The sequence below is a fragment of the Bradyrhizobium sp. WSM1253 genome, assembly GCF_000244935.1.
In the GTDB taxonomy this organism is placed as follows: domain Bacteria; phylum Pseudomonadota; class Alphaproteobacteria; order Rhizobiales; family Xanthobacteraceae; genus Bradyrhizobium; species Bradyrhizobium canariense.
Map to the genome: position 1 here is coordinate 6,578,085 of NZ_JH600073.1, position 20,041 is coordinate 6,598,125.

Genomic DNA, 20,041 nt, shown 5'->3' on the forward strand with positions numbered 1-20,041 from the left:
AGGCTCTCCGCCAGCAGCAGCTCCAACTTGTCGCCGAGCCGCTTGCGCCAATGGCTCAGGTCCGAGCGCTCGTGCGGGAAGGCATGCTGAAAGAACTCTTGCCCGGTGAAGAACTGGAAATACGGGTCGTGAACCCAGCGCTCGCAAACGCCCTCATCGGACAGCCCGTAAGTGTGCTTGAGCAACAGCAGCCCGATCATGAACCGGGTCTCGATCCCGGGCCGGCCATTCTCGCTGTAGAGCGGCGCGACCTCGCCGTCGATCCAGTCCCAATCGATCTTGCCGGCGAGCTGAACCAGCTCGTGCTTCATGTTGATGATCTGGTCCAGCCGCGCCCGGAACAGATCGTTCGATCCCGTCGTCCTGTGCTTCTTCGGTCGCATCGGCCCCTCCGATGCACCACAGAATCATGGCCCGCAGCGAAAGGGAATCCACAAACGACAATTGCAAGATTTGGGGGCCTCAAGCCCCCAATCCCTGCAATCTCAAATGCCGCCGCAACCGGAAAACTGACTCCTGCTCAATCGCTTAGAGCCTTGTTCACGGACGACTAGGCAGCTCTGCATTTGGGGTTTATCCGACGTTCCGCCGTCTTCATGAAGGATGGCTTCCCTGGTGGGCGAGGACCTACGCCGATTTGACCTACCGTTTAAGCGGAAGATCGGAGGAAATATCGCAGATTTGCGCCATGTGAGGAAAAGCGGTAGCGGTCTCCCGCTACCATGTATCCCCCACTATTGTGGTGGGCCTGAGGAAAGACCTCGCCGCCTATCAGGCCTAGGCACCGACAAAGCGCGGCGAGGCTGCCATCGCGAACGCGGTTTATCACGCGATTGGCAAACGAGTTCGCAGCCTCCCCATTCCTATCGAGAGCATTATCGACCAAGGCATGGGCAAGCCCAGGTTAGGCTAAGTCAACGGACACCAACTTCGGCAAACCAAGCTAAGGTGCAGAAAAGGGATACCACCTGATACCCGTTGAAGCCCTTCCATTCTCGAATGGCTGCTTCTGGCGCAAAGTGGTCGATGGGATATACGAACTTAGATTTCGATAGCGATCACTGGATGGACTAGCTCAAACTTCGCCATGATGGATTGGATCGAGAGTTCAAGCTTTACAAGCGGTTAGAAGGCCACGTGTGCACGATGTGTGCACCGGGAGATCAAGAAATATCTCATTAAAAGCTATGTGGGCCTCTCCTGACGAGCCTCGCACGTTGACGCAACCGCAGACATCGAAATACCGGCGCGTAGGCGAGCGCTGACGAGCAGCCTCAGAGTGCGGAGGCGGGATGCGTCACAGCCATTCTGAGCATTGGCGCAACCCCCAGTACCATCGCGAGTGCGACTTGCACGAGACTAGTCGAGGTGGGCACGTCACGTTTTGTTGGCTTTATCTTCCGGTCTCTTTTGGTGCGCACAGCCTCGTCGTGTGGCTTACACCGATCTCTGTTGCGCATCGCATGCTCCAGAGCTTGTCGGACCGGTAAACCTTACCGCGGACGATTGCATTCCAACGCCAACTACATTGGTTGCCGGCCGCGCGACGCCGCGGATACCACAATCGAGGACAGCTGCGCGGGCACCGCGTAGCCGCAGCCCCAAGTGGCAGCAGGCGGCGGTACACCGGTTTCTCTCACGAGGTCGAGCCCTTTCGGAACTCGCTTGGATCCAACGCGACCGGAATCCTTTTTGTGCCTTCAAAATCGATAACACATCCCGTCGGCAGTGCCAGCAGCACCGGCATCCTAGGAGTGCAAGGAAACCATCACGGGTTCGCACGTTCATTATCGTCTTCCTTTGCTTGCGCGATCTCCGGATGGATTTGGATGCGTGCCATGGACTGAATGATGCTGGATGCGAACAGAACCGTGCCCTTGAAGTAGCCAGGATGAGGAGCCCGGTACCAGCTGCATGGGGATCCGCGCTTCTGGAGTTTGCTGCGGCATGTCAATGGCCAAGGGCGCCCGTCTTCACGCGCTCGCGCAGGCGCTGGAACGTCACGTAGAGCATCGGCACCAGGAAGATCCCAACAGAGCTCGCTGCAAGCATGCCTGCGAACACGGCTGTGCCGACGGCCCTGCGGCTGAGCTCGGCGGCGCCGGTCGCAATCACAAGCGGCAGGAGACCAAGGATGAAGGCAACGGAAGTCATCATCACTGCGCGGAAACGCATATATGCGCCCTGGATCGCGGCTTGCTCGAGCGCCACGCCCGCCTCACGCTGCTCCTTCGCAAACTCGACGATCAGGATGCCGTTTTTGGCGGCGAGTGCGATCAGCACCACGAGTCCGATCTGACCGTACAGATCGAGATTGACGCCAGCGACCTTGATGCCGACATAGGAGCCGAGCACGCCGACCAGGACCGACAACAGGACCGGGATCGGGATAATCGTGCTCTCATAGAGCGCGACCAGGAACAAATACGCGAACAGCACGGCAAGCGTGAGCACAATGCCGGTCTGGCCAGCGGCCTGTTGCTCCTGATAGGCGGTACCGGTCCACTCAAAACTGTAGCCCGCAGGCAGTACGGCATGAGAAACGTCGGCCATCGCTGTGAGCGCGGTGCCTGATGAGACACCGGGCGCCGGGCTACCGTTCACCGTCACTGAGCGATAATTGTTGTAGCGGGTGATCACCTGAGGTCCGGTCACGATCTTGATCCCGGCGAGCGATCTGATCGGCACCATTTGGCCGTTGGCGTTGCGCACGAAGATTTGCCAGATGTCCGAAATATCGGCGCGATCGAGCGCTTCGCCCTGAACGTTGACCTGCCAGGTGCGGCCAAACCGATTGAAGTTGTTGACGTAGATGCCGCCGAGCGTCGCTTGTAGGGCCGTGAAGATGTCGCTGATTGTCACTCCGAGCGCCTGAGACTTGCGGCGGTCGATATCGAGATAGATCGACGGATTGGTTGCAGTGAAGGTCGAAAAGACGCGCGAGAGCCGTGGGTCGGCGTTGGCGGCGCCGATCAGCGCACCGGTGACACTGGAGATTTCGGCCGGGTTCTGTCCTTCCAATGCTTGGAGTTGGTATTCGAACCCGCCGCCGGTGGAGAGCCCGATGATCGGCGGCAGATTGAACGGCAGGACATTGGCTTGGCGGATCTGCGCGCCAGCGGCGAAGGTTTGGCCGATCAGCGCTCGCGCAGAATCTGTTGCTGCCTTGCGATCGGCAAACGGCTTCAGGCGCGTGACCACCAGCGCGCTGTTCGGTTCGGATGCGCCGTCGAGCAGGGAAAAGCCGATGATGGCAAGAACATGATCGACCGCGGGCATCTGCTTCAGGATGCGTTCGACCTGTTGGGTGATTTCGCTGGTTCGTGCCACCGACGCGCCGTCCGGCAGTTGTACCGAGGTGAAGAAGGCTCCCTGATCTTCCTCGGGCAAGAAACCCGTCGGCGTGATCAGCGACATGCCGAAGATGCCGGCGCCGAATAGGGCAATCAGCAGGAGCGAGAGCCCCGCCTTCCGCACCAAGCGGCGCACGCCGCTGCTGTAGCGGTCCCGCAACCAGTCGATGCCGCCAAGCACACGACCGATCAGGCCACGCCGCGGCCCGGTGTGGCGCAGGAACAGCGCGCATAGCGCCGGCGACATCGTCAGTGCATTCAGTGCCGAAATCATCATCGCGGCGCTGATTGTCACTGCAAACTGGCGAAACAGCGTGCCGGATATGCCGGGACTGAAAGCGATCGGCACGAAGACGGAGAGCAGTACCAGCGTGATCGCGATGATCGGCGCCGTGATCTGTACCATAGCCTTCTTGCTGGCCTCGGCGGGAGAAAGCGAGGGCTCCTCCTCCATGATCCGCTCAACATTCTCAACGACGACGATGGCGTCATCGACCACGATGCCGATGGCGAGCACCATGGCGAGCAGGGACACCGTGTTGGCCGAATATCCGAGCACCAGCAGCACGGCGAAGGTGCCGATCAGGCTCACCGGAACGGCAACGGCCGGGATCACGGTGGCCCGGAGATTGCCGAGGAACAGGTACACCACGATCACGACCAGCAGGAAGGCCTCGCCTAGCGTCTGTAACACTTCCGCGATGGTGGCACGCACGAAGCTCGTTGAGTCGTATTGGACGAGGTAGCTCAGCCCGGTGGGAAAATGCTGCGACAGCCGCTGCATCGTCGCTGTCACCGCCTGTGCGGTGGTCACCGCATTGGCACCTGGTGACAGATAGATCGCGATCGGCACGGCCGCACGTCCGTCGATCCGCGCTTCGCTGTCGAGATTTTGCGCGCCCATCTCGACGCGGGCAACGTCGCCCACGAGCAGCGATGAACCGTCCGGATTGGCGCGCAGCACGATTTGGGTGAATTGATCGACGGTGGCGAGCCTGCCCAGGGTCTGCACATTGAACTGGAACTGCTGGTCGTCGCTGATCGGGCGCGCGCCGATGCGGCCGACCGGGGCCTGGACGCTTTGCGTACGGATCGCGGCAATGACGTCCGACGGCGTGAGATTGAGGCTGGTGAGCCGCTGCGTGTCAAACCAGATCCGCATCGAGTAGTTCATCTTCGCGAACAGGTTCGCCTGGCCGACCCCCGGCGTGCTGGCGATCGCATCAAGCACGTTGATGATTGCATAGTTGGTGATGAAGAGCGGGTCCTGTTGGCCATTTCCGCTGTAGAGTACGAGGAACTGCAGGATCGACGAGGAGCGCTTGTGCACCGTCACGCCCTGCTGCTGTACTTCGGTGGGCAATTGCGACAGAGCACTCTGCACGCGGTTGTTGACGTTGACGGTGTTGATGTCGGGGTTGGTACCGAGCGCGAACGAAACCGTCAGTGTGTAGCTGCCGTCATTGGCGCTAGTCGACTTCATGTAGAGTGCGCGGTCGCTTCCAATGATCTGCGCCTCCAGCGGCTGGGCGACACTGCTCTCTACAACCTCGGCGGACGCGCCAGGGAAGATGCCGGCGACCGTGACCTGTGGCGGCACGATGTCTGGAAATTGTGCCACCGGGATTTGCGCCAGCGCCAGTGCGCCGGCAATCGTGATGATGAATGCGATCACCATCGAAAGCCGCGGACGATCGATGAAGAGGGCGGACATCATGGTTTGTTATCCGCCGGACCAGCCTTGCCGGAGGGGCCGTGATCCGTTTGCGGAGCCGTGCCATCTGCGGCGGCTTTCATGCTCGACAGGATCCGCGCGCTGGCTGGTCCTGGCGACACGGTCTGGCCGGGACGAACCCGCTGCAGGCCTTCGACAATCACCTTGTCGCCGGCCGCAAGTCCGGCGATCACCGCCGCGACAGTCGGGGTCGATTGCCCGAGCTGGATGCGACGCTGTTCGGCTTCGTTGTCGGCGCCGACAGCGAGAACATAGTTGCCCTGCTGATCGGAGAGCACGGCCGAGCGAGGGATCACCAGCACCTCGACCGGCTGAACGCCCTCAAGCACTACGGTCACGAACTCGCCATCGGTCAACTCGTGAACGGAGACGCCGGCCGCCGAGGGCGCCCGCAGGATCGGATTGGCGATCTCGCCACGCACGGTGATCGTATCAGTGCTCTGGGCGATGGTATTGTCGACAAAGTTCAGCTTGCCGGTTTTTCCGTACATTCGCCCGTTCGGCAGTCGCAGCCTGATGACCACGGCTTCCAGACCGCCTTGCGGCGCGTATCGTTCGCGCAGCTCCAGTCCCTGACGCACCGGCACGGGAAAGGTGACATACATCGGGTCTTGGCTGACGATGCTGGTCAGTACCCCCGAGCTTGGACTGACGACGTTGCCCACCGTCACCGCCGTTCGTCCGATCTTGCCGGCGATCGGCGCGCTGATCACTGTGTAATCGAGATTGATCTGAGAGGCCTGGACCCCGGCTTGCGCGGCTCGCACCTGGGCTTCGAGGCTGCGCTGGTTCGCGATTGCTGCGTCGTAGGTGGACTGTTGCCCGGCAGGGCCTCCGAGCAAGGTCCGCGCGCGTTCGGTCGTCAGCTTGGCATTCTCGAGTGTGGCCTCAAGCTGGGACACCTGCGCCTGTTTCGATGCGAGATCCGATTCGAAAGGGCCACGCTCGAGCCGATAGAGCTCATCGCCTTTGCTGATTTCGGCGCCTTCCTCGAACAGGCGCCGTTCCAGAAATGCAGTGACGCGAGCAACGAGGTTGACCCGATTAATCGCCTCGATCCGCCCGAGAAATTCACTGCTCTCGGTGATCGGCCGCTTGGCCGCTTCCACGATGCCGACCGCGGGTGGCGCGGCCGAAGTCGACTGGGTTTGGGCCGATCCGCCGGCGGTGACCATCAGGAGAGTGACCCCCAGCAGCCTGATCGAGACGCCAGCAAAGGTCATTGTCCGCTCCTTGCAACGGATCCGGAGCCGGGTCAGTGCTTCACCGGCGCCTCGCTACTCCCGCCGCATGCGATTGCTGCGCGCGGGTTCGTCGTAGCCCTTGCGGCGGCTGTGGAACATCAGCCCGATCAGTCCGCAGCCGGTGACCAGCATCAGGATTGCAGCGCCTCCCAGGATGACGTTGCGGTAAAGCGGCATGGACGGCGTTGCCTGCCATACCGCCACGCAATACCAGGTTGCCGCAACGAGAAGAGCTGCCAGGAAGGTCCCAACGACCCATCGTTTCGTGATGCGCAAGGCTGCCTCCTTCGTCTGATTGGGACTGGTGCCGGCTTCGCGGAGTATCTGTCGACCGCGGATTGCGCGAGGACGCGTTGTTAGCGCCACCGCCATCCGCAACGGCGACGACCGCGATGCCACCAGCACACCCAGCGACGCCGGCGCGGCCGGCCCCATCCCCGACGACGAGACGGCGGTCCCCATTGTGCTTGCGTCGGGAGGTCTGGTTGCTCGCTCGGCCGGCCGAGATCGTGAGCAATAGGCATTGCTTCCGCGGCCTCAATGAAACGAACCCCGATGGCGCCGATCGCCACGGCAGCGACGGCATTCTGAGCAAAGCCAAGGAAAGCCCGACGGCTCGGTGTGTCCATCATGTTTCTTCTCCTTTGTTAGGCGGTTCGCCGCGCCGCCTGAAGCGCGTAAAGCAGCCAGGCGAGGCCGTGCGAAATCAGGTCGACGCCAAGCAGAAATCCGAGGGCCCAGACGCTGATGGCCGGAAAGCCGAATAGAATCAGCACGCCGGCGAGCAGCCCAAAAATGCCCGAGATCAGCATCATCCATCCGTTCTGCCGCCAATGGGCGAAGCTCAGCACGCATCGAATGACGCCTGAGGCGAACAGCACCGCGCCGAGGAGGTAGGTGAGGATCAGGGCACCCGAGGCGGGCTGGGTAAGCAGCACAAGGCCGAAGGCGGCGTAGAGCGCGCCGAGCAGGATCTGCCATAGGAACCCACCCCATCCCTTGGTCCAGAATGCATGGATGATCTCGAACGCGCCGGCCGCGATGGCCATCAGCCCGATGAACTTGACGCTGATGATGGTTGCGAACGCCACGTCGCTGAGAGCTGCGAAACCGGCGGCGATCATCACGATTCCGAGAAGGGCACAGACCCACAGCGGAGGGCCGCCCAAAGCCTCGATATCGGAGCGGTCGTCATAAACTGTCATCCCATCCTCCTGGTCTGCGTGATGGTCGGCACGCTTGGGACGCTAGCGTCGAACCTCCGCTATCGACATCCGACGAAACCCTGAGCGATGGGGCGGGAATGTTCTCGTGGGCCACGAGCGGAGCGATTGTGTGCTCGATCGCCTTTGCAAGCTATCGCGGGCCGCGCGGACCCAGCGTCAGGTTAGTGACGCCGGCGGCCAGGTTGATCCCGATCGATCGCTCGATCGACAGGGGTTGCAACATCACGCTCCGTCGCGAGCCACCGATCAGGACGTTCGCGCCGAGCCCGGGGCCGAACGCAAAGCTGCCGCTCGCGCCGACATAGTTGCCGCGCAAGGTGGCGGATCCGATCCGCGAGTTTTTGGCGAGCACGGCCCAAGACAAGGTGCCTGCGCTGGTCACGCCGATATCAAGGCCGACACGCCGGATTCGTCCCTCATAGATGAACTGCCTCGGCGGATTTCTTGCAAAGAATGTGCAGCGCAACGACTGCACCGATCCGAGCACAAGCCCGACGCGCGGGTTGCTGAAGCACAGGAGCCGGCCGACCCTGAACGTTTCGGCGCGCGCCGGCAGGGCTGCGACGCATAGCAACGCGGACGTGCCGAAGACTGCCACAAACCGCATCATTCGCATTCAGGCCTCCACTTGACTGTTGGTATCGGAGAGCGCGCTCCTCGGTCGGCTGTCCTGGCGGAACCAGAATGTGATGCCGAGTCCGATCAGCAGCACTGCGCCCAGCAGGAAGAAAAAGACGGACTGCTTCAGCCAGGATATCGCCGGGACGGCAATGCCCATGGCAAGGCCGAGGAAAGAGATCTGCAGCGATAGAAGGTTGACGCCCGCGAGGAACGTGCCGAGCGCAAGCAAAGTCAGCAGGACAAGGCCGGTCGCCGGGGTCGGAAGCAATTGCTGAACGCCCGAGACCAGAATGATGTTCATCGTGACCAGCACGGCGACCCAGTGCAGCGCCTGGGTCCAGATCAAGCGGAGCCGGGCCTCCTTGCCTTGGGTTTCCGGCCATTTGGTGACGACGCACACGATGCAGATGGCAAGCGCCAGGAATTCCCAGTAGCCGACGAGAGGTTGGTGGGAAACGTTAGTATAGGCGACGCCCGCGATGGCAAGCACCAGCGCCACGACATAAGGAAGCTGCTGCCACAGGAATTGAGCCATTGTCGATTGAGGCGAGGGAGGATCGGTACCCTCGTGCCGTGGCGCCCCGCTCTGGTTCATGGGGTCCTCACTCACGATTCACCGCTGTTGAACGTCTGCTTGAACTCGTCGCCGAGGTAGTCCTCGACATAGAATCGGATGATTGCGACACGGCCGATCGCCACCAGCGGCATGGCGAGCGCGATGCCCAGGACGCCGAACAGCGCACCGAGCAGGACGATGGCGACCAACGTCCAGGCAGGAGGGATCTCGACGGCCTGGCGCTGGATCAGCGGACCGATCACATAGCCTTCGACAGACTGGATGATCGAGTAAATGAGGACGGCCCAGATCAGCAGGGAACTGCCGAGCGGCATTGCGACCAGCGCGATCGGTATTGCGGCTACGATTGGTCCGACATAGGGAATGAAATTCGACAGGCCCGCCTGCAGTCCGAGCACGAAGGGTCCAGGCAACCCAATGAGGTAGAGCGCGGCCCAGACCCACAACGTCATGAGTATGACGCGGATGAACTGCCCGACGAGCCACAGCCGCATGACATTGCCCATCTCGTCCATGACCGTTCTCGCCCGCTGGCGCTGGGAGGGCTTCACCAGCATGACCAGGCTTTCACGGTGGCTGGTTGGGTCTAGACCAAAGAGGATCCCGAGGAACAGGACCACTAGGACACCGGTCAGAAGGCTCGACGCTCCGCCAAGCAGGAACTGAGCATGGCTGAGAAACCGGCCTTGGTCCGAGAACAGCCACTGCGCAAAGTCGCGGCCCCATTCCGGACCGAGCAGATCCACGCCATATGACAGAAGATGCTCCTGCAGGATGTCGAGCTGGTTGTCCATGACCTTCAGCAAGAGGCGCGTCTGCTCCGGCAGCTTGCCCGCGCCCCAGATCAGTCCAAATCCCGACAGAGCGGAGAACAGCAACAGAACCAGCGTCAGCCGCGAGGCGCGATTGAGCGGGAGGACGGCCGCCAGGGCCCTTGCGCAAGCATCCAGAAACGCGGCGAATAACACGCCTGCAAAGATCAGCAGGAGACTCGAGACCGTCTGCCACACCAGAAACAGCAAGACGCAGGCAGCCACCAGGCCGAGCCCGGTTGCGAGAATGCCGCGTCGTGTGCCGTTCTCCGGCACGACGGCGGAGCCATCGCGTGGAGCGATCTCGCAGAGTCTCTCCGGTGCTGTCCTGGACTCGTTCATGGTATCGGTTCAATCGCCGTCGCCTGTGGTACCTAGGCCCGGACGCGCCGGCTGCCAAAGTGCGGATGCTTTCCTCCGCGATGACGCCAGTAGCGGTGCTTCGTCGGGTTCGTATTGGTGTTTGGAGCTGCTTTCTCCGGTGGCGACGCGCCGGCGCCGCTTTGGGCAGACACGCCGGTCTCAGTCGATTGGGCCAGCGACACGGTTGGAAAGGCGCAGACCGCCATCGATCCGTATATGATCAAGGCGCCACAGATGGCCCGTGTGCTCATATTCGCCTCCATGCAACTAGGGACAAAGATTCAAATCGATATGGCTCCGGTTGCGAGTGCGTAAACGCCGGCGCACGCGGCAATCGTGATCGCTGCAAAAAGCATAGCTTCGAATGGCCCGAAGATCGTTTCCTTGCGCTCGCGTTTCGCAAGCAGGAACAGCAGAGTGCCGGGTGCATAGAGGATGGACGACAGCAAGAGAAATTTCGGTCCGCCGGCGTAGATCATGCCAGCTGCATAGATCGTTGCGATAGCCGATCGGATCCAGTCGGTGGTGCGAGCGCGCTCGCCCGCGCGGTAGGTCTCGCCCGACCAGGCAAGCTTTAAGCCGTACGCCGCGACAATGAAATACGGGATCAGCGTCATCGCGCTCGTCATCTTCAACGCGAGTGTGAACGCGTACTCCGCAAACCAGGCGACCAGCAGAAAGATCTGGATGACGCAATTTGTGAGCCAGAGCGCGCCGGCAGGGACCTTGTGCGCATTCACCCTGGCAAGAAAGGAAGGCATGGTGCGGTGGATCGCCGCGGAATGCAGGATCTCGGCCGCCAGCAGTGACCAAGATAGGTAGTTGCCGAGAACCGAGATCAGGAGCGCCAGGCTGATGAATACGCCGCCCCAGCGGCCGACAATCGCTTCCATCACGCCAGCCATGGATGGCGTCGGAAGATCCGCCAGTTCAGCCCTCGGCAACACGCCGTAGGACAAGAGCGTCACGAGAACGAGCAGGCCGAGCACCGTCAGAAATCCGGCAATGGTTGCGAAGCCGATGTCGGCACGGCTCCGGGCGTAGCGGGAGTAGACGCTCGCGCCTTCAATTCCGACGAACACGAACACGGTTAGCAGCATCGTGCCGCGAACCTGAGAAGACACACTCGACGCATCCGACTGCTCCGTTCCGTGGAAATTAACGGCGAACAGATCGCCGTTAAAAGCAATGACGGCGGTGCCAATGAACAGCAAAATCGGGATGATCTTTGTGTAGGTCGCAATCGTATTGAGGGTGGCTGCGCTCTTGATGCCGCGCAGCAGCAAAATGTGCACTCCCCACAGCAGGACAGACGCCGAAGCGATCGCCACCGGAGTTGTCCCGTCGCCGAACACGGGAAAAAACTGCCCGAGCGTTGCCTTGATCAAGACGAGACAGGCGACGTCTGCAAGACAGCAACCGATCCAGTACCCGACGGCTGAAGCAAAGCCGATGTAGTCGCCAAATCCGGCTCTGGCATAGGCATAGATCCCGGCATCAAGGTCGGGCTTGCGGTGTGACAACGTCTGGAACACGAAAGCCAGCATCAGCATGCCGCTGCCCGCGATAGCCCAGGCGATCATTGCTCCAAGCGCACCCGTGGTTCGTCCGAACGCCGCAGGTAGTGCGAAAATGCCGGACCCCACCATCGAGCCGATCACGAGCGCGATGAGAGCATTCCGCGAGAGTTTCTGGTCGGCCGCATTCGGCGGGGGAGCCATGACGGGATGGCCTTCCAATCCGGGATGCGACGGGCATTGATGCCCGCCGCATTGGAGAGGACATTAGACGTGGCTTTCCCCTTCGCACATCCGGGATTCTCTGTAGGCAGCGAGGGCAGGAAATTGACGTACTGTAAGGTTGGGCATCGCCCTCAAGTTTTTGGGGGAGGGGCAGTCGCGATTTGACCGGGACCGGATGATGGCCCGGAAGCGGCCGCCAAAAGCACGACGCTGAAACGGCAGAACTCGCCGGCCTTCGCGAGCTCAGCCGCTATGCATCGGGCGTGCAGGGACGCTGCGTCCTGATTGGCGAGCTCGCATCCGGTCCCATCGGGCGAGAGACCGTATTTGTCGACGATATGAAAGTAGAAGCGCATACCGGCCGGATTAGGCCGGATCGCGGCCGTTTTCCCCAAACGCGTAATGCGTCTCCGCCCAAAGGAGGACACTTCCGGCGGTTTCGATTACCGGTTCGTAATCACCGTGCTCAGGTGCGCAGTAAAAAGCTGTGCGATAGGGTGATTGTCCTTGCCAACTCTCGGGTGATTGTCCGATGCCGTCTACTGATACCCAGAGATAGCATGACCTGATTAGCGAGCTCTGGCAGGAGACAGGCAATGTCGAACTATGATCCGAACGTGACGACGGCGGGAGCGGGCGGCGGCGAGGCAATCGCGGTCAATGCTGGACTGCGTAGCTACATGCTGCGCATCTACAACTATATGGCTGCCGGCATCGGCCTAACGGCCGTTGTTGCGTGGCTCACCTATCAGCTCACTAGTCCTGCACTGCTGCAGAGCCCGTTGATGTGGGTCTTCATACTGGCGCCGCTGGGTTTGGTCTTCTTCATCGGCTCGCGGATCAATACGCTGTCGGTGTCGACCGCGCGTCTGCTGTTCTTCATCTATGCGGCGCTGGTCGGCGTGTCGCTCTCGACGCTGCTCCACATCTACACCAGCGCCTCGATTTCGCGCGTCTTCTTCATCACCGCGGCGACGTTCGGGGCGCTCAGCGTCTTTGGCTATACCACAAGGCGCGACCTATCCGGTCTCGGCACCTTCCTGTTCATGGGCCTTATCGGGATCATCATCGCCACCCTGGTGAATCTGTTCCTGCAATCCAGCGGGCTTGACTGGCTGATCTCGATTGTGGGCGTCGGCGTGTTTGCCGGGCTGACGGCCTACGACACGCAACGGATCAAGGCGATGCATGACAGCCGGGACGACGAAACAACCAGAGACCGCAAGTCGGTGATTTCAGCGCTGTCGCTGTATCTCAACTTTATCAACCTGTTCATGATGCTGCTGCGTCTGGTCGGCAACCGCCGCTAAGTGGCTTCAGGCCGCCGGCCGCTCCGCGGCGCTTGCGAGTGCGTCGCGCAGAGCCTGTTCTTTGGCGTCGTCCAGGGACGTCTTCAGCACGGTCCCTCCGGCGTCCTTGATCTCCTTCAAGACCTTGTCCGCAGTCATATTCTTGATCAGCACGAACAAGGCGGCGTTGCCCGTGTGAAGTGATACTGATAATTCCTTCATGAAGGAGTCGTCGATGCCGAAATCGGACAGTGCGCCGCCAAGTGCGCCGGAAGCTGCTCCGACGGCGACACCGAGGATCGGATTGAGGAAGATCATGCCGATCAGAAGTCCCCAGAAACCGCCGGTCACCGCCCCCATCGACGTCGTGTTGACGAGCTGATTGAGCTTGATGCCGCCGGAATCCGTCTTCACGGCGATCACTGCGTCGCTGATTGTGATCAGATATTCCTTCTGCAGCTTGAGCAGCCGCTGACGCACTTCCTCGGCCTTCGCCTCGGATGGATACACGATCGCTACTAGATCGGACATGCAAACCTCCTGCTGGATCAAGCTCCGCCGCGACCAAGACGATGCGCCGACCGGTGCAACCGTGCCACTGGCGGAACGCGCTGTCGAACACTAGCTTTCGATCGGTCGGCTTGGGATCGGAGAAAACCCTGAGGCGTGGGGATGAATGTTCCTGATCGTTGTTGCTGGAGGGTCGCCTGAGGCTGACCTTATCCCGGCCGAGAGGTATGCGCCCCAGCCATCAGCGCGCCAAACAGCAGCGCCAGGATGAGGAGGAACATGCTGGCCGCAGGCCACTGGCAGAGAACGCGATTGGCCTTCTCTAGGCAGCCAACGGACCTATGGCAGCTGCGTTGAAAAAGACCGAGTATGCTGGCGACCATTTTCCAGCGCGTCGAATAGGCATCCGGATGCGGCCAGGGAGCGACCAGGATCGCCAGCACAACGCCACCCAGGACGGAGGAGAGTGTTTTGGTGAGAGTCTCGACCGCAAAGAAACCGGACACCGAACCGTGCGAGACGGCTAGATAGGAATCCCAAGGCAACAGGCCGAGCGATAGCGAGCACAGGGCCAGCACAAGCGCCGCGATGTTCCGGACGTGTAGTGCAGGACCGGTCGATGCAATCCGCTCGACCGTAGGCACCAGCGCGTGAGCCAGGACCAAGATAACGTAGGCCGCTGTAAGCATTCCGCCCGCCTCGAGCACGACCGCCCACCACCACTGCCCCCTTTCGGCTGCGGCACGAAGCAACAGCTCTTTTGCCAGCGACGCACCGCTCGGCTGTACGCCTACCAACGCGATGCCGGCGAGAGCAAAAGCTAAGACGCTCAATGGCATCGTTCTCACCAGACCACGCAAGTCTGTGAGGCGATCATGACCCAGCCTCGCATAGATCGATCCGGCAGCCATGAACATTGCTGCTTTGGCCGTGGCATGGGAGACGGCAGCATCGCCAGGATGAAGCCGACTGCGGCCGTCAGGAACTCAGTCATTGTACAGCGCTCGGACCAGAGCAGCCTCCTCTTCGGCAAGCTCGGCGACCGCGGGATTTTCGATATTCAGACAGTGATAGAGGATATGCGCGTCATCCTCTGCGGCCGGCACGGTGCCTGGTAGCAGGCTCGTCAGCGTTGCAAACACGTTACGACGAAAGCCGCGGGGAAGACGGGTTGAATATGCGATAAACCCCGAGTGCAGCGGCAGCCGGGGGGTCGAGTGCCCGCCTCGCGACGTCCACTCCGGCAACAATGGAGTGATATAAGAAGAGCAATGTCAGTCGCGAGATGGCGCCAGGTGAGCGCCGCGATCTGCCAGGTTCCAGCCAATGCAAGCTCGTCCACGTTGCCGCCGCGACGGCGACTGCCGCGGCAGGAACGTCATCGAGAGCGGCGCCGGAAAGTACCAACCAGAGGCAGAGGAACGAAGCCGCGCGGGACGTCGCGCTCCACCAGGACGCGCCGGCTGTGGCGCCCGTGAGCGCATCTGGCTTTCCCGCGGACCCTCTCACAGGCGATTCCTCGATTGGCGACGGATGGCGCCGTCCCGTGCGGTGCTTCGAAAATCCGGCATCGTGTATTGACTGGCGGGTGTCCGGCGGCACGACTGTCGGTGTCTGCAGCCGGGTATCCTTCGACGTGCGGATGCGTGAGTTGGCGTAGCGATACAGCAGCATCCACACCGGCTCGAATGGCGTCCACGAGCGGATCGTTCGACGCCATCGTTTTGGATGGCCCTTCGCTGCCCTGCTACGCAACTAGCGCGACGCCTGCCGGGGGAAGCAGGTGCCGCCCCTCCCGCTTCGGGACGCCTGGCACTGATCTTGGGTGGAGTACCTGCAGTTCACATGCCCCTTGAACTTGGAGCACCATTGGTTTTGCTCGGTCTGCGCTGATGCAGTCTGTGGCATGATGGCCAGCATTCCCGAGACCGCCATTGCAACTAGGATAAATCTCCGCATTCGAAAATCCTCCGGGTTCATCGGTCTGACAGGCCCGATCGCTTTAGCTGACCCTGACGATGCGCTCTTGATACGACCTGCGATATTGGGTCTTTGCCCGATTAGGCGGCAGGAATTCCCCGGAGCGCTCCATGAGGCGCCGTTTCATATATCGCCGGCGTTTCGCCTGCGACTGCGGCCCGCGGTCGCGATTGCATCCGGACGCACCAAGTAGATTTGCCGATGTGTGTGGCCCCTCCTTTGGGCAAGAATACCAGGGACGATACCGTAGATCGCGAGATGTGAAAGGGCGACCTGCCTGATCTAACGTCTGGAATCGAGGAGGGCATGGCGATGCGCGGTAGGCGAACCACATCTCGGCAAGTCTTCGCAGTGACGTTGATCGCCTCCGTGTTCGCACCGTTTCTGGTAGCCTGCGGCCGCCAAGCGGAAACGAAGGAGCTGCCCCCGCGTCCGGTTCGGACCACGACCATCGAGAAGCGCGATAGCCTGGTGCCGTTGATTTTTACAGGCCGCATCGAGGCCGAGGACGAAGTGGCCGTCGCCTTTCGGATATCCGGACGCTTGCGGGCGAGCCATGCGAAACTCGGAGACAGGGTCGAGGCCGGACAGTTGCTGGCACAACTGGAGTCCCAGAACGAGCTGAGCACATTGCGGCAGGCAAAAGCGGCTCTTTCCGCTGCGCAGGGCCAGTTGACGCAGGCACGCAACCACTACGAACGTCAGGAAACGCTGTTGGCGCAGGGGTGGACCACGCGTGCCAATTTCGAGGCGGCGACGCAGGCACGACAGGCCGCGCAGTCGCAGGTCGAGGCGGCGGAGGCGCAAGTCGACTCCGCGCACGACCTCGTCAGCTTTACGGAGCTGCGGGCCGATGCGCCCGGCAAAATCACCGCGACAGGTCCCTCTGATGGCGAGGTCGTTCAGGCCGGGCAAATGATCGCGAGGATCGCGAGGCAGGACGGCCGTGACGCAGTCTTCGACGTTCCGGCTCAAATGATCAGATCGACGCCGGCCGACGTGCAGGTCATGGTCAGCCTGACAGATGACGCGAAGATCACGGCACAGGGCCGCGTCCGCCAGGTCGCGGCGCAGGCCGACCCCGTCACCCGCACGTTCGAGGTCAAGGTCGGTCTAACGGATCCGCCACCAGCCATGCGGCTCGGCGCCACCGTAAACGGCCGCGTCGAGTTGGGTTCCGGACCGGTGATCGATGTACCCGCTACCGCCTTAACAAGAATAAATCAGCAGCCGGCCGTCTGGATCCTCGATCCCCAGACGAACATCATATCGGCGCGTAATGTCGACATCCTGCGTTTCGACCAGACCGACGTCATCGTCTCGCAGGGACTGAATGCCGGCGACATCGTTGTCACCGCGGGCGTCCAAGCGCTCCATCCGGGCCAGAAGGTGCGCGTGCTCGGATCAGAGCCATGACCGGGTTTAACCTCTCCGGATGGGCGCTCAGGCACCGCTCGCTCGTCGTCTATGTGATGATCGTTGCCGCGATCGCAGGTTATCTCGCGTTTTTCCGCCTTGGCCGGAGCGAGGATCCTTCGTTTACGATCAAGACGATGGTCGTGCAGGCTGCCTGGCCGGGGGCAACGGCCGAAGAGACGATGAAACAGGTGACCGAGCGACTCGAGCGGCGATTGCAGGAAACGCCCCATCTTGAGTTCCTGCGCAGCTTCACTCGCGCCGGTCTCGTCACTATCTTCGTCAACCTGAAGGGAAGCGCGAACAGCAGGGAGGTCGCCGATACCTGGTATGAGGTGAGGAAGAACATCGGCGACATGCGCCACACGCTTCCCGCTGGCGTTGTCGGCCCCGGCTTCAACGACGATTTTGGTGACACGTTCGGGATCGTCTACGGCTTTAGCAGCGACGGCTTCACGCAGCGAGAGTTGCGAGATTACGTCGAGAATGTCCGTGCGCGCTTGCTTCAGGTTCCTGACGTGTCGAAGATCGAGCTACTGGGTGCCCAGGACGAGGTGATCTTCGTCGAGTTCTCCAAGCAGGACCTTGCGACCTTGCAGGTCGATCGGGCGGCTCTGCTCGGTGCGCTGCAAGCTCAGAATATTGTCCGGCCGGCGGGGACAATCCAGACGGGCAAGGAAACCATTTCCGTTCGAGTGTCCGGCGGCTTTGGGTCGGAGCAGGACATCGCCGGTGTCAATTTCGTCGCAGGCGGTCGCACGATCCGGCTGAGCGACATTGCGAAAGTGCGGCGTGGCTACGTGGATCCGCCGCAGCCGATGTTCCGGGTCAACGGCCAGCCGGCAATCGGGCTTGCTATCGCAATGCGTGATGGCGGCGACATTCTTGCGCTTGGCAGAAATATCAAGGCGGCGATGGCCCAGATGACCGCCAATCTCCCGATTGGAATCGAGCCCGCGCTCGTCGCCGACCAGGCTACGGTGGTCGATAGTGCGATCAGCGAATTCATGACCTCGCTACTACAGGCCGTCGCAATCATTCTAGTGGTGAGTTTCATCAGCCTCGGAATTCGTCCAGGCCTCATCATCGCGCTTGCCATTCCGCTGACCCTAACCGTCGTGTTCCCGATCATGGAGATCGCCCGCATCGACATGCAACGAATATCGTTGGGCGCGCTGATCATCGCGCTCGCACTCTTGGTCGATGATGCGATGACGACCACGGACGCCACCCTCAACCGGCTGGCCCAAGGCGACAGCAAAATCGATGCAGCGACCTTCGCCTACCGCAGCCACGCCTTTGCTATGCTTGCAGGGACTCTGGTGACGATCGCAGGCTTCATCCCGGTTGGCTTCGCCGCGAGTTCGGCCGGCGAGTATACATTTTCGCTGTTTGCGGTAGTCGCGATCGCTCTCCTGGTGTCATGGCTCGTTGCTGTGATCTTTACGCCATTGCTGGGTGTGATCATTCTCGTTCCGCCGGGACAGGAGAGCTCGGACGCGCCAGGCAGGATATTCCGCTTCTATCGCACGTTTCTTACGCTGGCGATGCGCGCCAAGTGGCTCACGATCGCCACCTCGCTGGTGCTCTTTATCGCGTCGGTTCTTGCGCTTCCGCTGATTCCGCAGCAGTTCTTCCCATCGTCAGATCGACCTGAACTGCTGGTGGACCTCAGTTTGCCCCAGAATGCATCGATCCATGCGAGCGAGCTGGCAGCCAGGCGCTTGGATGCCGCATTGACCGGCGATCCGGACGTCGATCATTGGAGTACCAACGTGGGGCGCGGTGCCATCCGTTTCTATCTTCCGCTCAATGTCGAGCTTCCAAACGATTCGTTCACGCAGGCGGTTGTCGTGGCGAAGGACGTCGCGGCGCGCGAGCGTCTGCGCGTGAGGCTGGAACGTTTGCTCGCGGAGGAAGTTCCCGCCGCCGTCTCGTCGGTTTCGCCGCTCGGTCTTGGCCCACCTGTGGGATGGCCGCTGCAATATCGCGTCAGCGGACCGGATGTCGAACGGGTACGTGAGATTGCGCTCAAGCTTGGGCAAATCATTGCCTCCGAGCCCAGGGCCAAGGGCGTCAATTTCGATTGGATGGAGCCGGAACGCCAGCTCCGCATCCAGGTCGATCAGGACGAAGCGCGACGTCTCGGACTGAGCTCGCAAGCGATATCGAGCGTGCTGAACACGGTGATATCCGGCGCAATCGTCACGCAGGTCCGCGACGACATCTATCTGGTCAATGTGGTGGCCCGGGCGGTCGATGAGCAGCGCATCTCGCTGTCCAACCTGCGTACGCTTCAGGTGCCTTTGCCCAGCGGCAGGACGGTATCTCTCAGTCAGTTTGCGACATTCGCGTATCACCAGGAGCATCCGCTGATCTGGCGGCGCGACCGCATTCCAACGCTGACGGTGCGCGCCGATATTGGCGGCGGATCACTGCCGGCTGCGCTGGTGGACGCTCTGTCGCCCGCAATAGGCGAGTTGAGGAAGACGCTACCGACCTCCTACGAGGTGGCCGTGGGCGGAACCGTTGAAGAGAGCCGGAACTCGCAGGCGTCGGTGCTTGCTGTGGTGCCGATGATGCTGTTCGTCATGCTCACGGTCCTGATGATCCAGTTGCAGAGCTTTCCGAGACTGCTGATGGTCATAAGCGTGGCGCCACTCGGGATGATCGGTGTTGTCGCCGCACTGTTGCTTTCCGGCAGACCGATGGGCTTTGTCACTATCCTCGGAATTCTCGCGTTGCTCGGCATGATCAGCAAGAACGCGGTGATTCTGATCAGCCAGATCGACGCCGAACGGGCACAGGGCAAGAGCCCGTGGGACGCAGCGGTCGATGCCAGCAGCTCCCGGTTTCGTCCCATCATGTTGACGGCGGTGTCGACCGTGCTCGGCATGATCCCGATCGCTCCCACCGTATTCTGGGGCCCGATGGCCGTCGCAATCATGGGCGGTCTGCTGGTTGCAACCGTTTTGACGCTGGTCTTGCTGCCGACATTGTATGTGAGCTGGTTCGGAGAGAAGGGGCGGGTAGGGACTTCCGCTCAATCGGTCGGCTAAGCCGCTGGTTTCCGGCGAGGGGAATCCTGTCTCGGGATTAGGAGTTCACCTGATATTCCGGGCGCCGCCCGAGGTGCATGGTGAAGTGCCGGCAAGTCGATCGGCCAGGATGTT

18 protein-coding genes and 1 pseudogene are annotated in these 20,041 nt (G+C 61.4%); 3 read left to right on the forward strand and 16 right to left on the reverse strand.

What is annotated here, in order from left to right; translation table 11 throughout:
- The 11 genes and pseudogenes from BRA1253DRAFT_RS31970 to BRA1253DRAFT_RS46345 form a co-directional block, all read right to left on the reverse strand.
- Window positions 1–383 (reverse strand): annotated as a pseudogene (locus BRA1253DRAFT_RS31970) (transposase); the annotation flags it as partial.
- Window positions 384–1,950: 1,567 nt separating this feature from the next.
- A complete protein-coding gene (locus tag BRA1253DRAFT_RS31975; RefSeq protein ID WP_007601197.1) occupies window positions 1,951–5,070 on the reverse strand; it encodes an efflux RND transporter permease subunit in 3,120 nt (1,039 codons plus the stop codon).
- The gene (locus tag BRA1253DRAFT_RS31980) at window positions 5,067–6,311 is read right to left on the reverse strand and encodes an efflux RND transporter periplasmic adaptor subunit (RefSeq protein WP_007601198.1); all 1,245 of its coding nucleotides are present in this window, start codon (window positions 6,309–6,311) and stop codon (window positions 5,067–5,069) included. The genes BRA1253DRAFT_RS31975 and BRA1253DRAFT_RS31980 overlap by 4 nt, the downstream gene beginning before the upstream one ends.
- 54 nt (window positions 6,312–6,365) lie before the next feature.
- Complete coding sequence (locus BRA1253DRAFT_RS31985; protein WP_007601199.1) at window positions 6,366–6,608, reverse strand: hypothetical protein; 243 nt, start codon at window positions 6,606–6,608, stop codon at window positions 6,366–6,368.
- Between the two features lie 80 nt (window positions 6,609–6,688).
- The gene (locus BRA1253DRAFT_RS46340; RefSeq protein WP_157158659.1) at window positions 6,689–6,964 is read right to left on the reverse strand and encodes a twin-arginine translocation signal domain-containing protein; all 276 of its coding nucleotides are present in this window, start codon (window positions 6,962–6,964) and stop codon (window positions 6,689–6,691) included.
- A gap of 15 nt (window positions 6,965–6,979) precedes the next feature.
- Window positions 6,980–7,537 carry an HdeD family acid-resistance protein gene (locus tag BRA1253DRAFT_RS31990; protein ID WP_007601201.1) on the reverse strand — a complete coding sequence of 186 codons (558 nt, stop codon included), beginning with the start codon at window positions 7,535–7,537 and terminating at the stop codon, window positions 6,980–6,982.
- Window positions 7,538–7,688: 151 nt separating this feature from the next.
- Window positions 7,689–8,174, reverse strand: coding sequence for a DUF992 domain-containing protein (locus tag BRA1253DRAFT_RS31995; RefSeq protein WP_007601203.1), 486 nt, complete (start codon window positions 8,172–8,174; stop codon window positions 7,689–7,691).
- Window positions 8,175–8,774 carry a hypothetical protein gene (locus BRA1253DRAFT_RS32000; protein WP_007601205.1) on the reverse strand — a complete coding sequence of 200 codons (600 nt, stop codon included), beginning with the start codon at window positions 8,772–8,774 and terminating at the stop codon, window positions 8,175–8,177.
- Window positions 8,775–8,785: 11 nt separating this feature from the next.
- Complete coding sequence (locus tag BRA1253DRAFT_RS32005) at window positions 8,786–9,910, reverse strand: AI-2E family transporter (protein ID WP_007601206.1); 1,125 nt, start codon at window positions 9,908–9,910, stop codon at window positions 8,786–8,788.
- Between the two features lie 302 nt (window positions 9,911–10,212).
- On the reverse strand, window positions 10,213–11,652 hold the full coding sequence (locus tag BRA1253DRAFT_RS32010; protein ID WP_007601209.1) for a basic amino acid/polyamine antiporter: 1,440 nt from the start codon (window positions 11,650–11,652) through the stop codon (window positions 10,213–10,215).
- A 152-nt stretch (window positions 11,653–11,804) separates the two neighbouring features.
- Window positions 11,805–12,029 (reverse strand): hypothetical protein, encoded by a 225-nt coding sequence (locus BRA1253DRAFT_RS46345; RefSeq protein WP_083869979.1) that lies wholly within the window; start codon window positions 12,027–12,029, stop codon window positions 11,805–11,807.
- Window positions 12,030–12,269: 240 nt separating this feature from the next.
- On the opposite strand from BRA1253DRAFT_RS46345, the gene BRA1253DRAFT_RS32015 reads away from it, so the two are divergent.
- Window positions 12,270–12,983 carry a Bax inhibitor-1/YccA family protein gene (locus tag BRA1253DRAFT_RS32015; protein WP_007601210.1) on the forward strand — a complete coding sequence of 238 codons (714 nt, stop codon included), beginning with the start codon at window positions 12,270–12,272 and terminating at the stop codon, window positions 12,981–12,983.
- 6 nt (window positions 12,984–12,989) lie between these two features.
- Here BRA1253DRAFT_RS32015 and BRA1253DRAFT_RS32020 read toward each other — a convergent pair whose 3' ends face one another.
- The 5 genes from BRA1253DRAFT_RS32020 to BRA1253DRAFT_RS32035 form a co-directional block, all read right to left on the reverse strand.
- Complete coding sequence (locus tag BRA1253DRAFT_RS32020; RefSeq protein ID WP_007601211.1) at window positions 12,990–13,493, reverse strand: DUF1269 domain-containing protein; 504 nt, start codon at window positions 13,491–13,493, stop codon at window positions 12,990–12,992.
- 188 nt (window positions 13,494–13,681) lie between these two features.
- Entirely contained in the window at window positions 13,682–14,389 is a 708-nt protein-coding gene (locus BRA1253DRAFT_RS32025; RefSeq protein WP_051058477.1) for a proton-conducting transporter membrane subunit, read from the reverse strand.
- 69 nt (window positions 14,390–14,458) lie between these two features.
- Window positions 14,459–14,614: a hypothetical protein gene (locus BRA1253DRAFT_RS46350; RefSeq protein WP_371261347.1), complete on the reverse strand. Its 156-nt coding sequence runs from the start codon at window positions 14,612–14,614 to the stop codon at window positions 14,459–14,461.
- 1 nt (window position 14,615) lies between these two features.
- Complete coding sequence (locus tag BRA1253DRAFT_RS45595; RefSeq protein WP_245286009.1) at window positions 14,616–15,146, reverse strand: Na+/H+ antiporter subunit E; 531 nt, start codon at window positions 15,144–15,146, stop codon at window positions 14,616–14,618.
- Window positions 15,147–15,227: 81 nt separating this feature from the next.
- On the reverse strand, window positions 15,228–15,452 hold the full coding sequence (locus BRA1253DRAFT_RS32035) for a DUF3551 domain-containing protein (protein WP_035994337.1): 225 nt from the start codon (window positions 15,450–15,452) through the stop codon (window positions 15,228–15,230).
- A gap of 312 nt (window positions 15,453–15,764) precedes the next feature.
- On the opposite strand from BRA1253DRAFT_RS32035, the gene BRA1253DRAFT_RS32040 reads away from it, so the two are divergent.
- Together BRA1253DRAFT_RS32040 and BRA1253DRAFT_RS32045 are read left to right on the forward strand one after the other, a co-directional pair.
- On the forward strand, window positions 15,765–16,868 hold the full coding sequence (locus tag BRA1253DRAFT_RS32040; protein ID WP_007601213.1) for an efflux RND transporter periplasmic adaptor subunit: 1,104 nt from the start codon (window positions 15,765–15,767) through the stop codon (window positions 16,866–16,868).
- Window positions 16,865–19,927, forward strand: a complete 3,063-nt coding sequence (locus BRA1253DRAFT_RS32045; RefSeq protein ID WP_007601214.1) for an efflux RND transporter permease subunit — start codon at window positions 16,865–16,867, stop codon at window positions 19,925–19,927. The genes BRA1253DRAFT_RS32040 and BRA1253DRAFT_RS32045 overlap by 4 nt, the downstream gene beginning before the upstream one ends.
- Window positions 19,928–20,041: the final 114 nt, after the last annotated feature.